The sequence below is a fragment of the Vibrio sp. MMH1-50 genome, assembly GCF_022347645.1.
Taxonomy (GTDB): Bacteria; Pseudomonadota; Gammaproteobacteria; order Enterobacterales; family Vibrionaceae; genus Vibrio; species Vibrio harveyi.
Window position 1 is genome coordinate 123,313 of record NZ_JAKRGG010000010.1, and the last position, 14,121, is coordinate 137,433.

The 14,121-nt window shown below is 44.9% G+C and carries 13 protein-coding genes and 1 riboswitch; of the genes, 1 reads left to right on the plus strand and 12 read right to left on the minus strand.

Features of this window, described 5'->3' with window-relative positions; genetic code table 11:
* Positions 1-106: 106 nt before the first annotated feature.
* Positions 107-2,272, plus strand: coding sequence for a phosphate acetyltransferase (gene pta, locus MHO32_RS10370; protein WP_005439640.1), 2,166 nt, complete (start codon positions 107-109; stop codon positions 2,270-2,272).
* Positions 2,273-2,343: 71 nt separating this feature from the next.
* On the opposite strand, the gene MHO32_RS10375 is transcribed toward pta, so the two are convergent.
* The 12 genes from MHO32_RS10375 to moaA form a co-directional block, all read right to left on the minus strand.
* The gene (locus MHO32_RS10375) at positions 2,344-3,618 is read right to left on the minus strand and encodes an MgtC/SapB family protein (RefSeq protein WP_050940796.1); all 1,275 of its coding nucleotides are present in this window, start codon (positions 3,616-3,618) and stop codon (positions 2,344-2,346) included.
* Between the two features lie 135 nt (positions 3,619-3,753).
* Positions 3,754-4,698, minus strand: a complete 945-nt coding sequence (locus MHO32_RS10380) for a glutathione S-transferase family protein (protein ID WP_239211681.1) — start codon at positions 4,696-4,698, stop codon at positions 3,754-3,756.
* Between the two features lie 184 nt (positions 4,699-4,882).
* Positions 4,883-5,875, minus strand: a complete 993-nt coding sequence (gene oppF, locus MHO32_RS10385) for a murein tripeptide/oligopeptide ABC transporter ATP binding protein OppF (protein ID WP_009698507.1) — start codon at positions 5,873-5,875, stop codon at positions 4,883-4,885.
* Positions 5,872-6,843, minus strand: a complete 972-nt coding sequence (locus MHO32_RS10390) for an ABC transporter ATP-binding protein (protein ID WP_005444728.1) — start codon at positions 6,841-6,843, stop codon at positions 5,872-5,874. The genes oppF and MHO32_RS10390 overlap by 4 nt, the downstream gene beginning before the upstream one ends.
* Before the next feature lie 30 nt (positions 6,844-6,873).
* On the minus strand, positions 6,874-7,776 hold the full coding sequence (gene oppC / locus MHO32_RS10395; protein ID WP_005444726.1) for an oligopeptide ABC transporter permease OppC: 903 nt from the start codon (positions 7,774-7,776) through the stop codon (positions 6,874-6,876).
* Between the two features lie 15 nt (positions 7,777-7,791).
* On the minus strand, positions 7,792-8,712 hold the full coding sequence (gene oppB / locus MHO32_RS10400; protein ID WP_005444724.1) for an oligopeptide ABC transporter permease OppB: 921 nt from the start codon (positions 8,710-8,712) through the stop codon (positions 7,792-7,794).
* Positions 8,713-8,819: 107 nt separating this feature from the next.
* A complete protein-coding gene (locus tag MHO32_RS10405; RefSeq protein WP_239211691.1) occupies positions 8,820-10,451 on the minus strand; it encodes an ABC transporter substrate-binding protein in 1,632 nt (543 codons plus the stop codon).
* A 561-nt stretch (positions 10,452-11,012) separates the two neighbouring features.
* Entirely contained in the window at positions 11,013-11,468 is a 456-nt protein-coding gene (gene moaE / locus MHO32_RS10410; RefSeq protein WP_005444719.1) for a molybdopterin synthase catalytic subunit MoaE, read from the minus strand.
* A 1-nt stretch (position 11,469) separates the two neighbouring features.
* Positions 11,470-11,727: a molybdopterin synthase sulfur carrier subunit gene (gene moaD / locus MHO32_RS10415; RefSeq protein WP_005444716.1), complete on the minus strand. Its 258-nt coding sequence runs from the start codon at positions 11,725-11,727 to the stop codon at positions 11,470-11,472.
* The gene (moaC, locus tag MHO32_RS10420; RefSeq protein ID WP_050908866.1) at positions 11,727-12,203 is read right to left on the minus strand and encodes a cyclic pyranopterin monophosphate synthase MoaC; all 477 of its coding nucleotides are present in this window, start codon (positions 12,201-12,203) and stop codon (positions 11,727-11,729) included. Before moaC ends, moaD begins: the two co-directional genes overlap by 1 nt.
* 26 nt (positions 12,204-12,229) lie before the next feature.
* Complete coding sequence (gene moaB / locus MHO32_RS10425; protein WP_005433210.1) at positions 12,230-12,742, minus strand: molybdenum cofactor biosynthesis protein B; 513 nt, start codon at positions 12,740-12,742, stop codon at positions 12,230-12,232.
* Positions 12,743-12,843: 101 nt separating this feature from the next.
* Positions 12,844-13,833 carry a GTP 3',8-cyclase MoaA gene (moaA, locus tag MHO32_RS10430; protein WP_005444703.1) on the minus strand — a complete coding sequence of 330 codons (990 nt, stop codon included), beginning with the start codon at positions 13,831-13,833 and terminating at the stop codon, positions 12,844-12,846.
* Positions 13,822-13,955, minus strand: a riboswitch (molybdenum cofactor riboswitch). Its footprint overlaps the gene before it by 12 nt.
* Between the last annotated feature and the right edge of the window lie 166 nt (positions 13,956-14,121).

Below are 14,121 nucleotides of genomic sequence, written 5' to 3' on the forward strand. Positions count from 1 at the left end.
GTTTTTCTTCCAAAAGAATTTCTTAGGGGCTTAACTCCTATTCTCTGAATTATTCATGGAATAAGAGTTGAGCTTTTATCCCCCAATAGCTAAAGGTACTCTACGAATGTCTCGTACTATTATGCTTATCCCTGCAAGTGCTGGTGTTGGTCTAACTAGCGTAAGCATGGGTGTTCTTCGCGCAATGGAGCGCAAAGGCGTTAAGGTTTCTTTCTACAAACCAATTTCACAGCCACGTTCTGGCGGTGATCAACCTGATCTAACTTCAACTATCGTTGGTTACAACAGCGATATGAAGATCGGTCAACCACTAGCGATGTCTGTTGCTGAAAGCCTAATCGGTAACGACAACATGGACGAGCTGCTAGAAACTGTTGTTGAGCGTTACAACCAAATCAACAAAGATGCAGACGTAACGCTTATCGAAGGTCTAGTACCAACTCGTAAGCACCCATTCGCTAACCAAGTGAACGCGGAAATCGCAGCGACTCTAGGCGCGGAAATCGTTCTTGTTGCAACTCCTGGTACAGATAACCCAGCTCAACTTAAAGAGCGCATCGAAGTAGCATGTTCTAACTTCGGTGGTACTAAGAACAAGAACATCTCTGGCGTAATCATCAACAAGCTAAACGCACCTGTTGACGAAGCTGGCCGTACTCGCCCTGACCTATCTGAAATCTTTGACGATGCAGACAGCGCGAAGCAAAACGAAATGAAAGTGATGGAAATCTTCAACACTTCTCCAATTCGTGTACTAGGTTGCGTGCCATGGAGCATCGATCTGATCGCTACTCGTGCTATCGATATGGCTCAGCACCTAAATGCTGACATCATCAACGAAGGTGACATTGCGACTCGTCGTATTAAGAGCATCACTTTCTGTGCACGTTCTCTGCCAAACATGATTGAGCACTTCAAACCAGGTTCTCTACTTGTTACTTCTGCAGACCGTCCAGACGTAATCGTTGCAGCAGCACTTGCAGCAATGAACGGTGTTGATATCGGTGCAGTTCTATTGACTGGCGGTTACGACATCCCTGAAGAGATCACTGGTCTTTGTAAGCCAGCGTTCGAAACTGGTCTACCGATCTTCAAAGCACAAGGTAACACTTGGCAGACTTCTCTAAACCTACAGAGCTTCTCTATCGAAGTACCTGCAGACGATAAAGAGCGTATTGAGTTCATCAACGAGCACGTTGCTGGTCACATCGACGGTAACTGGATCGAGTCTATGACTGAAGGTACTCAGAAGTCTCGTCGTCTAAGCCCACCAGCATTCCGTTACCAGCTAACTGAGTTCGCTCGTAAAGCTGGCAAACGTATCGTTCTTCCTGAAGGTGACGAGCCACGTACAGTTAAAGCTGCGGCTATCTGTGCTGAGCGCGGTATCGCTGAATGTGTGCTTCTAGGTAACCCAGACGAAATCCGTCGCGTTGCTGCACAACAAGGCGTTGAGCTAGGTGCTGGCGTAACTATCATCAACTCTGATGAAGTTCGTGAAAACTACGTTGCTCGTCTAGTTGAGCTACGTGGCGCGAAAGGTATGACTGAAGTTGTTGCTCGTGAGAAACTACAAGATTCAGTATTCCTAGGCACAATGATGCTTGAGAACGACGAAGTAGACGGTCTAGTTTCTGGTGCGGTTCACACCACAGCAAACACTATCGTTCCTCCGTTCCAAATCATCAAGACTGCACCTGATGCGTCTATCGTATCTTCTGTATTCTTCATGCTGCTACCTGACCAAGTATTGGTTTACGGTGACTGTGCGATCAACCCAGATCCAACAGCTGAACAGCTTGCTGAAATCGCTATCCAATCTGCTGATTCTGCAGCGGCATTCGGTATCGACCCTCGCGTTGCTATGATCTCCTACTCTACTGGTGAATCTGGTAAGGGTGCAGACGTAGATAAAGTACGTGAAGCAACTAAGATTGCTCAAGAGAAACGTCCAGATCTAGTGATCGACGGTCCTCTACAGTACGACGCAGCAATCATGGAAAACGTGGCAGCTTCTAAAGCGCCTAACTCTCCAGTAGCAGGTAAAGCGACAGTATTCGTATTCCCAGACCTAAACACTGGTAACACGACTTACAAAGCGGTACAACGTTCAGCTGACCTAGTATCTATCGGTCCAATGCTGCAAGGTATGCGCAAGCCTGTAAACGATCTATCTCGCGGTGCACTAGTAGACGATATCGTGTACACAGTTGCTCTAACTGCGATTCAGGCAGATCAAGCTGACCAAGCAAAAGAAAAAGCAGTTAACTAATAACTTCGCTTCTTCCAAAATAATAAAACCTCGCCACGGCGAGGTTTTTTTCCATTTCGTATTCGGATAAATCAATACAAAGCCAAAAACAAAATAGCGCCAAAAAGCACGCATCCAACCATGACGGGCGCAACTCTTCTCCACAATGCCTTATCCCCTATTGCGACAACCATCCCCATTTTCACCACTGTATTGACTGATGCCGCGATAAGAATACCCAGTGCCGCGGTTTCCACACTTAGGGTTTGGGTACTTTGTCGCCCAAGAGCAAGGGAAATAGCATCGACATCTGTAATGCCGGATAGCGCAGATAGTATCAGAACACCAGCATTACCAAACAGATCAGACAGTGCATGCGATAACAGCATAATCACAGCCAATACGACACCGAAAAACAACGCCGATTGCAATGCCAAAGGATTGGTTTGTTTATTTGATTGTTCCACCTTCCCTACCTCACTTCGACGCCATATCCACCAAGCAGGGAAGTAAAGAGCAATCATCATAATCATGACGATGGGCCACAACAATGTCACTAACTGAGGGTTAATCACTGACAGCACAATTAGCAGCCTAGGAAACATGGTACCGCAACTCAATAGTATGCCGCTTGCTAACAAAGGGCTGATACTCGATTGTTCGCGTGAAAGATGGGAGAACTGCAGTGTGAGCGCAGTAGATGAGCTTAAGCCAGCGAAGACAGAAGTAAACAAAATGCCTCGCTTCGCCCCACCAATTTTAATCGCAAAGTAGCCCACAAATGAAATACTCGCAATCAACACCACCATCCACCAAATCTCATAAGGATTAAGTGCATTCCAAGGACCGTAAGCTTGATTAGGTAAGAGCGGCAACAAGACGATGGAAATGAGCAGCAGGCGCAAAGCGGCATCAAGCTCGTACTCTTGGAGGCGTTGAAGCGCCTGATGAAGTTCTCTCTTGTTGTCCAGAACAACTGCGGTGATAACGGCAGCTGCCGCAGCAAGAACCGGCTCACCGGATACAGCCAAACTACCAAGAACAAACGTAATGACTAAACTGACGACACCAGTAATGCTGATGTCTTCACTCTTTTTCTGCTGAATAACAAACGCAATGCAAGCAAGAATAACCAAGGCAATAAGAGCAAAGCCGAGTAGCAAAGGCGTATACAGATTGGCAAGAATCCCAACCAAGCCACCAAGCAAACCGACTAAAGAAAAGGTGCGGATACCTGCAACGCGACTGCCTTCGACGCTATTACGCATCACCCAGCCACGTTGTGTTCCCACAATCGCACCTAAAAGCAGAGCAACAAACAGATTCCAAATTAGATGCTCGCCACTGACAAACTCATTGATATCCATACCCCACCTCGGTCAAAGATCGGTTGTTATATCATCAGTTTATGTGATTGGTAGGAAGAAGCTGTGATGCTAAGAAGATATTGAGAAAAAAGAAAACCGCCACATCAAATGGCGCTTTTCTTAGAGGTTTTAAACTTAGATAGATTCTCGACCATGAGGTGAATCCAAATCTAATTCAGGACCTTTCGGTACCACTTGTGTTGGGTTGATGCCAGTATGGCTAAAATAATAGTGACGCTTTATGTGGTAGAAGTCCGTGGTTTCTGCCACACCCTCTATTTGATACAGCTCTTTCAAATAACCTTGAATGTTTGCGTAATCAGCAATACGTTGTTTATTACACTTGAAATGACCAACATACACCGCGTCAAAACGCACAAGAGTAGTAAACAAGCGCCAATCCGCTTCAGTGATTTTATTACCTGCTAAGTAGCGATGCGTCACAAGATGGGCATCAATTTTATCCAAAGCATCAAAGAGTGAATCAAAAGCTTCTTCATACGCCTCTTGAGTTGTGGCAAACCCGCAACGATAAACACCGTTATTCACGTGTGGATAGATGTAATCATTCCATTCATCAATCACACTTTGAAGCTGCTCCGGGTAATAATCATCATGATTGCCTGTTAACTCATTAAACTCAGAGTTAAACATTCGGATGATTTCTGACGATTCATTCGACACAATGGTATTGGTCTTCTTGTCCCATAATACTGGCACTGTAACTCGACCAGTGTAATCCGGTTTAGCTTCAGTATAAATTTGATGCATACGGGAGTGACCAAATAATGGCTCAGGCAATCCCATCTGCCAGCCCTCGTTTAGCATATCAGGACACACCACGGTGACATCGATGTGTTTTTCTAACCCTTTGAGACTGCGAAAAATCAACGTTCGGTGCGCCCAAGGACAAGCAAGTGAAACATACAAGTGATAGCGACCAGACTCTGGTTGATAGGTTGCATCCGGTTTGTTTTTAATCCAGTTGCGAAACCCTGCATCTTCTCGCACGAATTTACCGCCACTTGATTTAGTGTCGTACCATACATCGTGCCAAACACCTTCAACTAACTTACCCATGACTGCTCTCCTCAGATTCTGTTTTCCACTATATTAGCGAATCATGCAAAGCTTAAAATCCAACCGCTTAGTTCAACTTGTTCAAGAATTTCGAATGAACTAAATCAAGCCTAGATCGTAGGCATAAAAAAAGCGCGACCCTATAAAAGGAGCCGCGCTTAAGCCCGTCACAGGCCGAATTTAATTACACCGCTACGTGCAAACAAGAAACTGCATGAATATCAGAACCTTGGATATTTGGCTTTGTCTTTGCACACTCATCCGTTGCTTGAGGGCAACGAGTACGGAATACACAGCCCGATGGTGGGCTGATCGGAGATGGTAGATCACCTTCTAACATCTGGATCTTCTTACTCCGTTCAATTTCCGGATCTGGAATAGGCACAGCAGACATTAGTGCACGAGTGTATGGGTGCTTTGGATCTGCAAACAACGCATCTGCTTCACCCAGCTCCACAGCATTACCTAGGTACATAACCAGTACGCGGTCAGAAATGTGTTTCACAACTGATAAATCGTGCGCAATGAACACCAATGAAAGACCAAGCTCTTTTTGCAGCTCTTTCAATAGGTTAACTACCTGAGCCTGAATCGATACATCCAGTGCTGATACTGGCTCGTCACAGATAATCATCTTAGGTTTTAAAATCAGAGCACGTGCGATACCAATACGCTGACACTGACCACCAGAGAATTCGTGTGGGTAACGGTTGATAACGTTTGGTAGAAGACCTACCTTCGCCATCATCTCTTTTACGCGGTCTTTCACTTCTTGCTTAGTCAGCTCTGGGTAGAATGTCTCTAATGGTTCAGCGATGATGTCACCAACCGTCATACGTGGGTTAAGAGAAGCCAGAGGATCTTGGAAAATCATTTGGATTTCTTTACGCGTTTCACGACGTTGGACGTCTTTCATTTTTGTCAGATCTTGACCCAACCAAACCACTTCACCGTCTGTTGCTTCCACCAGACCAATGATGGCGCGAGCAAATGTCGATTTACCACAACCGGACTCGCCTACTACACCAAGGGTCTCGCCTTCGTATAAACGAACGTTTACGCCGTCTACCGCTTTTAGGCTTGACGGTTTTGACCAAGGCCACGCAGATTTTGATGCAATGCTGAAGTGAACTTTCAGATCAGATACATCCAGAATTAGCTTTTTATCTGTACTCATTTGCTCCAAGCCTCCCATTCAGAAAAACATGCACGCTGACGACCATCACCAAATGGCGTCAGAATTGGTGCTTCACGCTTACAACGATCCATCACGCGATGGCAGCGATCTTGGTAAGGACAGCCAGGTGGTAGACGAAGCAAGTTTGGCGGGTTGCCAGGAATCGTTGGCAGAATCTCGCCTTCTGTATCTAGACGAGGAATAGCCTTCAATAGACCTTCTGCGTATGGGTGGCTTGGGTTGTAGAAGATTTCGTTCACTGTGCCGTACTCCATGGTACGACCCGCGTACATAACCAGTACTTTGTCACATGAACCTGCAACAACACCAAGGTCGTGCGTGATCATGATGATTGCAGTGTTGAACTCAGATTTCAGCTCGTTCAGCAGATCCATGATCTGCGCTTGAACCGTAACGTCCAATGCCGTTGTTGGCTCATCCGCAATAAGCAGTTTTGGACGACACAACAGCGCCATTGCGATCATTACACGTTGACGCATACCGCCCGAGAACTCGTGTGGGTACATAGTGATACGCTTACGAGCTTCTGGGATTTTTACCGCTTCAAGCATACGAACAGACTCTTCGAATGCTTCTGCTTTGCCCATACCTTTGTGCAGCATCAGTACTTCCATCAGCTGATCACTGACTTTCATGTATGGGTTAAGAGAGGTCATCGGGTCTTGGAAGATCATAGCGATCTGTTCCGCTCGAACCTTGTTAAGCTCTTTTTCTGGAAGGTTAAGGATTTCTCGACCTTCAAATTTCGCGCTACCAGAGATAATACCGTTCTTAGCCAGTAGACCCATGATTGCGAATACAGTTTGTGACTTACCTGAACCAGACTCACCTACGATACCTAGGGTCTCGCCTTGATTCAGAGAGAAGTTCAAATCGTTTACTGCGGTTACGATACCATCTTGCGTGGTAAATTCGACGCGCAGATCTTTGACATCTAATAAACTCATCATTGCTTCCTTTATTCTTTCTATTTTTAATTATCTGTCTTTTGGATCCAGCGCATCGCGCAGACCGTCACCAACGTAGTTGAAGCAGAATAGAGTCACAACCATGAACGCTGCTGGGAATGCCAGCTGCCAGATTGCTACTTCCATTGTTTGTGAGCCTTCTTGTAGAAGTGCGCCCCAACTTGTCATTGGTTCCTGTACACCAAGACCAAGGAATGAAAGGAATGATTCCGTTAGAATCATGCTTGGGATAAGTAGTGTTGAGTAAACCGCTACGATACCCAATACGTTTGGAACGATGTGGCGAGTGATGATCTTCCAGTTGCTCACACCACAAACGTGTGCCGCTTCAATAAACTCTTTACTACGCAGGCTTAGCGTTTGACCACGTACGATACGAGCCATATCTAGCCATGCGATAGCGCCGATAGCGACGAAGATAAGAACAATATTACGACCGAAGAATGTTACCAGTACGATAACTAGGAACATGAACGGTACCGCATATAGGATCTCAAGAATACGCATCATGATACGGTCAACTTTACCGCCAATGAAGCCAGAAGCCGCACCGTAAAGTGTACCAATCACAACCGCAACTAATGCACCTAGAACACCAACCATTAGAGAGATACGACCACCAATCAGCGTACGTACGTAAAGGTCTCGACCTAAGCTGTCTGTACCAAACCAGTGCTCAGCACTCGGACCAACGTGCATTGCATACCAGTCAGTATCATCAAAAGCGTAAGGGGCAATCATCGGTAAGAAGATTACCGCTAGGGTCATCAATGCAAGAATGAACAAGCTCACCATCGCCGCTTTGTTACGCATAAAGCGGATACGGGCGTCTTGCCACAAACTACGGCCTTCAACTTCCAGGTTCTCTGCAAATTTCTCGACCGCTTCAAGATTCTCTTTTTTCGTTAACATAACCATACTTCCCTGTTAGTAGCGAATTTTCGGGTCAATCATTGCTAGCAGAATATCAACGATAGCGTTGAATAGAATGAATAGGAAACCAATCAGAATGGTCACACCCATTACTAGCGAGTAGTCACGGTTGAAGGCAGCGTTGACAAACAGCTTACCGATACCAGGCAGACCAAAAATGGTCTCGATAACAACCGAACCTGTGATGATACCTACAAACGCTGGTCCCATGTATGACACAACAGGAAGCAGAGCTGGTTTTAGTGCGTGTTTCAGGATGATGTAACGGTAACTTAGACCTTTTGCGCGAGCGGTACGAATAAAGTTACTGTTCAATGTTTCGATCATCGAGCCACGAGTGATACGTGCGAAAGTCGCCACGTAGAGCAATGACATACCGATCACAGGTAGCACAATGTATTGCCACCCTCCGTCATGCCAACCACCCGCGGGGAATAAATTCCAATGGAGAGAGAATAAGTAAATCAGAGCAGGAGCCAATACGAAGGACGGCATAACTACCCCGAGCATCGCCGTTGACATTATGGCGTAGTCCACCCAAGTATTCTGCTTGAGTGCGGCTATGGTTCCAACCGTCACCCCCAAAATTACAGTGAAGATAAAGGCGATAAAACCAACCTTCGCTGATACTGGTAATGCAACAGAGATTAGCTCATTTACTGTGTAATCTAAGTATTTGAATGAAGGACCAAAATCACCTTGGATAACGTTGGTCAAATATGTGGTGTATTGCTCAAATACAGGCTTATCTAGACCGTATTTAGCTTCAATGTTCGCCATAACTTCTGGCGGTAATGGGCGCTCGCTCGAGAATGGGTTACCCGGTGCGAAACGCATGAGAAAGAAAGATACGGTGATCAAAACCAACATGGTTGGGATCGCCTCAAATATCCTTTTTGCGATGAATTTAAGCATAAACTCACTCTTTCAGTCTGTGACAGTTAAAATGTAAATGATAGGCTGCACACGCTCCTTCAATGGTGCGTGTGAGCCTTATTCTTATAGTTTTGAAGTGACTTTAATTAGTCAGCTTTGATGTAAAGATCTTTGGTGTAGATCTTTTCTTCCGCGTTGTTTGCAGGGAAACCACCAACGTGCGGATTTAATAGACGAGAACGAACATACTGGTAGATAGGCGCAATTGGCATATCTTTCGCCATCAGTTGCTCAGCTTCTAGGTAAATTTTGGTACGCTCTTCTTCAGAAGTCGATTTGATCGCTTTATCAATCAGAGCATCGTACTCTTTATTACCCCAGTGCTGACCACCAGTTGTGTTCGAGCTAACCATTAGGGTTAGGAATGAAGATGCTTCGTTGTAGTCACCACACCAACCGGCGCGTGCCACTTCGAAATCACCTTGGTCTTTAGTCGATAGGTAAGTTTTCCACTCTTGGTTTTCTAGCGTTACGTCTAGACCTAGAGTTTTCTTCCACATAGAACCTAGTGCTACTGCTAGTTTCTTGTGGTTCTCATCCGTGTTGTATAGAAGAGAGAATTTAAGTGGGTTGTCTTTACCGTAACCCGCTTCAGCCAATAGGCGTGCCGCTTCTGCATTACGCTCTTTTTGCGTCATCTTGCCGTAAGCTGGTAGCTCAGGGTTGAAATGCGCTGTAATTTCAGGCGTTAGGAAGTAAGCAGGCTTCTGACCTTGACCAAGAATTGCGTTTGCTACGATGTTACGGTCGATAGCGTAAGAAATCGCTTTACGAACGCGAACGTCGTTGAATGGTTCTTTCTTAGTATTGAATGAGTAGTAGTAAGTACACAGGCTACCTTCAACCGATACTGATTCTGGGTGCTCTTTTTTCAGACGCTTAAAGTGCTCTGTAGGCAGTTTAGACGTGAAATCAATTTCACCAGATAGGAAACGGTTCATTTCAGCAACACCGTTCTCAATTGGAAGGTACGTTACTTTGTTGATAACCGTTTTGTCGTTATCCCAGTATTCGTTGTTACGAACAAGCTCTAGACGCTCATTCACAACCCAGTTGTTTACGACATAAGCGCCGTTACCTACGAAGTTTTCTGGTTTCGTCCACTGATCACCAAACTTCTCAACTGTCGCTTTATGTACTGGTTTCATTGTTGTGTGACCAGCCATCATTACAAAGTAAGGAACGGCGGTATCTAGCTCAACCACTAGCGTGTGGTCGTCAGTCGCTTTAACACCTAGTTCGCTCTTGTTTTTTTTGCCCGCAACGATGTCTTTTGCATTCTTCATCTTGGTGTATTCCATGTACCAAGAATATGGTGAAGCCGTCGCAGGATCGACCGCACGCTGCCAGCTGTATACAAAATCTTGCGCTGTTACAGGATCGCCGTTAGACCATTTTGCGTCTTTACGTAGATGGAAGGTGAAAGTTTTGTTGTCTGAGGTTTCCCAGCTCTCAGCTACACCAGGGATAGTGTCGCCGTCTGCATTTTGGTTCACTAAGCCTTCAAGAAGATCACGAATCACATGCGACTCTGGAACCCCTTGAGATTTGTGCGGGTCGATTGTTGCAACTTCAGTACCGTTACCACGAACGAGTTCTTGTTTATCTGCTAGTTTAGTGCCTGCTGGAACGTCAGCAGCGAAAGCGGTAGAAGAAGAGGCAGCCACTGCCAGACCAGCACCTAGAAGAAGGGCTTTGGTGATTTTGTTCTTATACATGCGTAAAACTCCAAGTTTTTCATTAGCATCCATGACTTCTCTGCAAGGGACTGGAACGGTCAGAATTTTAGAATTTTTTAGTACACTTTCTGAGCACAAAACACTAAAACCTTACAAAGACTGCGGCACACATTAGCAATCATTGAAGTAATTTGCCATAAAAATGTAGCAAAAAAACTAATAATTCTGTAATTAGTGCTCATATTTAGCAATAAATACTACATAGTTTGTATTGGGTAGATAAATACAGATTTGCGAGTTCATTTGGCAGGCAAAACTGTCGATAAATCTAAATTCAAACTCTTTGGTAGCATCTTATGCTAGATATATGTATAAAAATTAACATTTGTGACACATTGAGTCTAATTAATAATTGCATATATCTTGTTCGATATTTTTTATTGTGAACAAGGTCACCGAGAGGTGAAAGGAAGGAAAGGTGATGAATTTATCAGCAGGTCAAAGTAGGAAGTAAACTCCGTTTTTATCGTAAAAAAAGAAAAAGCCAGATGAGATGAACATCTGGCTTTAGTAGATTTGGTCGCAGAATAAAAAACGGTTCTACTTTTCCCAACGCTGCGCAGCTTGATGGTCAGTATCTCGTGACTCAATCCAGCGGTTATCGCTCGTTGTACGTTCTTTTTTCCAGAATGGCGCTTTAGTCTTTAGGTAATCCATAATGAATTCACAAGCATCAAATGCCGCACCTCGATGAGCGCTTGAGACTCCTACGAACACAATTTGATCGCCGGTATCAAGGTCACCAACACGATGTATCACGCGGACCCCAAGTAATGGCCAACGTGACTCCGCCTCATTACAGATATCGATCAGGCTTTTTTCTGTCATTCCAGGATAATGCTCTAAGTGCAGACCGATCACATTATCACCAAGATTCATATCACGAACCTTACCGATAAACGTAACAACGGCTCCAGACGCAGTGCCTTCCGACAAGCGCTGATATTCTTGATCAACAGAAAAGTCTTCAGTCTGTACAGAAACACGAGAATCCATCTTAACCTCCTGTCACTGGAGGGAAGAAAGCAACTTCATCACCCTCTTTCACTTCAGTATCCAGTGGAACAATAGATTGGTTTACTGCAGCGAGCAATTTACCAGGCTCAAGGGCGAGATCCCACTTACCTTCTGTACCTTCACCAATTTCAACCAAGTGAGCACGAATCGCTTCAACATTGTTGAATTGATCATCGAGCTCAAGCGCATCGATACCAACCAGTTCACGCGTTTGAGCAAAGAAAAGAACTTTAATCATTATTCCGCCTTGAAGTGACCAGATTTACCACCCGTCTTCTCTAGAAGACGAACTTGACCAATAACCATGTCTTTTTGTACCGCTTTACACATATCGTAAATCGTCAATGCAGCTACAGAAGCTGCCGTTAGCGCTTCCATTTCAACACCAGTTTTACCTGCTAGCTTGCAAACGGATTCAATGCGTACCATGCTCTCAGCTTCAATTGCTTCAAGTTGTACTTCTACTTTCGAAAGCAATAGAGGATGGCAAAGTGGAATTAGGTCCCACGTTTTTTTTGCCGCTTGAATACCAGCGATGCGTGCGGTTGCAAACACATCACCTTTATGATGTTGGCCAGAAACAATCAATTGCAGAGTTTCAGGTGCCATGTGAACGAATGCTTCTGCACGCGCCTCACGAACCGTTTCCGCTTTCGCTGATACGTCGACCATGTTCGCTTCGCCAGACGCATTGATATGTGTAAATTGGGTCATGGTTTTTCCTTCGCTTTTAGGAAAGGTTATACAGATAGGTGTGGCATAAAGTTGCAAGGACGATGACTTGCATCTAGTTGTTGCTTGATGATCTTCGTCCACCCTGTGCGGCACGCACCTGTAGAGCCAGGCATTGCAAAGATAACAGTGTGGTTAGCGAAACCAGCAATCGCACGAGATTGAATGGTTGAAGTACCAATTTCTTCATAAGAAACCAAACGGAACAGCTCACCAAAGCCTTCTACTTCTTTATCGAATAGAGGCTTAAGCGCTTCTGGAGTGCTGTCACGTGAAGTGAAACCAGTACCACCAGTGATCATGATTGCTTGTACGTTTTCATCCGCAATCCACTGGGAAACGATCGCACGGATCTTGTACATATCGTCAATTACGATTTGCTTATCAACGACGTTATGACCAGCTTCCTTCGCGTGTTCAACTAGGTAACCACCAGAGGTGTCGTTTTCTTCAGTACGAGTGTCAGATACCGTTAGAACGGCAATGTTTGCAGGTTGAAATTTGCTTTCAGCGTGACCCATTTGTTCACCTATTCTTTAATTTGCTTTTTGATACGCAAGGTATCGATTCTGGAAAAATCATCAGAAGCCACGTCTGCTCCTGATGTGAAATCTGATTGGAGTTAACCGCCGATAGACGCAAGATGCGGCGTCATACCAGTGTTGCCATCGTGCAAGAAGTGACTTACGGATTTCGTTTGCAACTGTGCCTGAATACGTTCAATCAATTCGCTTTCTTGCTCGTCGCGCTCTAACAGGTCACGTAACTCCACGCCATGTTCACCGAACAGACAAAGATGCAGTTTACCCATAGCCGAGACACGAAGTCGGTTACAGCTCTCACAGAAGTCTTTTTCATAAGGCATGATAAGACCAATTTCACCCTTGTAATCAGGATGAACGAAAACCTGAGCAGGTCCATCATTATGAGAACGGACTTTCAGTAACCAACCGTTGGCGATTAATTGATTTCGGATCGCAACACCAGAAACATGGTGCTTAGCAAACAACTCATCCATTTCTCCTGTTTGCATTAACTCAATAAAACGCAATTGGATTGGACGGTCTTTAATCCAGTTAAGAAAAGCAGGCAACTCACTGTGGTTGAGGTCTTTCATCAGCACCACGTTAACTTTGACTTGCTCATAACCCACTTCAAATGCGCGCTCGATACCATTCATCACCTCAGTGAACTTATTTTCACCAGTAATTTGATGGAACATGCGGGGGTCAAGGCTATCCACACTAACATTAATATTAGTCAGCCCAGCTTCACGCCAATCAGCAACCTGTTTCGCCATGCGGTAGCCATTAGTCGTTGTAGCGACTTTTTTGATGCCAGGCGTCGTTGCGACAGAATGGATAATGTCAGTAAAGTCTTTGCGTAAACTCGGCTCACCACCTGTGATGCGGACCTTTGAGGTACCACAATCTGCAAACGCTCTTACGACACGCTTGATCTCAGGGAGAGATAAAAAAGACGAGTTTTTATTGCCCGATGGCTTGTAGCCGTCAGGAAGGCAATAGGTACATTTGAAATTACATACGTCAGTCACAGACAGACGCAAGTAATAGAACTTACGATGAAATTTGTCTTCGAATTGTTGCGCCACGGAACACCTTTCCAAACACGGGAGGCATAATCATTTCCAATTATGCCCTTGTGACAGAATGTCACTGGCTCAAAACGCCTATCCTTAGACTTAGCATAGTGAGCTCGGAGTTATGGCAACCAGAGGAGGTAAACCCCTGATAGCTTTGCCGTGTAAAATACTTAATATTTGTAATGGAATCCAGACTTGAGTGATAAAAAACTCTCTAGAAACACAATTTACCGCTTAGTGAGTACCCCTTTGGCACTCATTAAGTTAAATTGTAGTCGTTTTTTACAAGATTATTAG

What these genes read in the sequence shown, in the direction of transcription:
- pta (WP_005439640.1), top strand. Translation starts at nt 107, where the DNA reads ATGTCTCGTACTATTATGCTTATCCCTGCAAGTGCTGGTGTTGGTCTA.
- MHO32_RS10375 (WP_050940796.1), bottom strand. Translation starts at nt 3,618, where the DNA reads ATGGATATCAATGAGTTTGTCAGTGGCGAGCATCTAATTTGGAATCTG.
- MHO32_RS10380 (WP_239211681.1), bottom strand. Translation starts at nt 4,698, where the DNA reads ATGGGTAAGTTAGTTGAAGGTGTTTGGCACGATGTATGGTACGACACT.
- oppF (WP_009698507.1), bottom strand. Translation starts at nt 5,875, where the DNA reads ATGAGTACAGATAAAAAGCTAATTCTGGATGTATCTGATCTGAAAGTT.
- MHO32_RS10390 (WP_005444728.1), bottom strand. Translation starts at nt 6,843, where the DNA reads ATGAGTTTATTAGATGTCAAAGATCTGCGCGTCGAATTTACCACGCAA.
- oppC (WP_005444726.1), bottom strand. Translation starts at nt 7,776, where the DNA reads ATGTTAACGAAAAAAGAGAATCTTGAAGCGGTCGAGAAATTTGCAGAG.
- oppB (WP_005444724.1), bottom strand. Translation starts at nt 8,712, where the DNA reads ATGCTTAAATTCATCGCAAAAAGGATATTTGAGGCGATCCCAACCATG.
- MHO32_RS10405 (WP_239211691.1), bottom strand. Translation starts at nt 10,451, where the DNA reads ATGTATAAGAACAAAATCACCAAAGCCCTTCTTCTAGGTGCTGGTCTG.
- moaE (WP_005444719.1), bottom strand. Translation starts at nt 11,468, where the DNA reads ATGGATTCTCGTGTTTCTGTACAGACTGAAGACTTTTCTGTTGATCAA.
- moaD (WP_005444716.1), bottom strand. Translation starts at nt 11,727, where the DNA reads ATGATTAAAGTTCTTTTCTTTGCTCAAACGCGTGAACTGGTTGGTATC.
- moaC (WP_050908866.1), bottom strand. Translation starts at nt 12,203, where the DNA reads ATGACCCAATTTACACATATCAATGCGTCTGGCGAAGCGAACATGGTC.
- moaB (WP_005433210.1), bottom strand. Translation starts at nt 12,742, where the DNA reads ATGGGTCACGCTGAAAGCAAATTTCAACCTGCAAACATTGCCGTTCTA.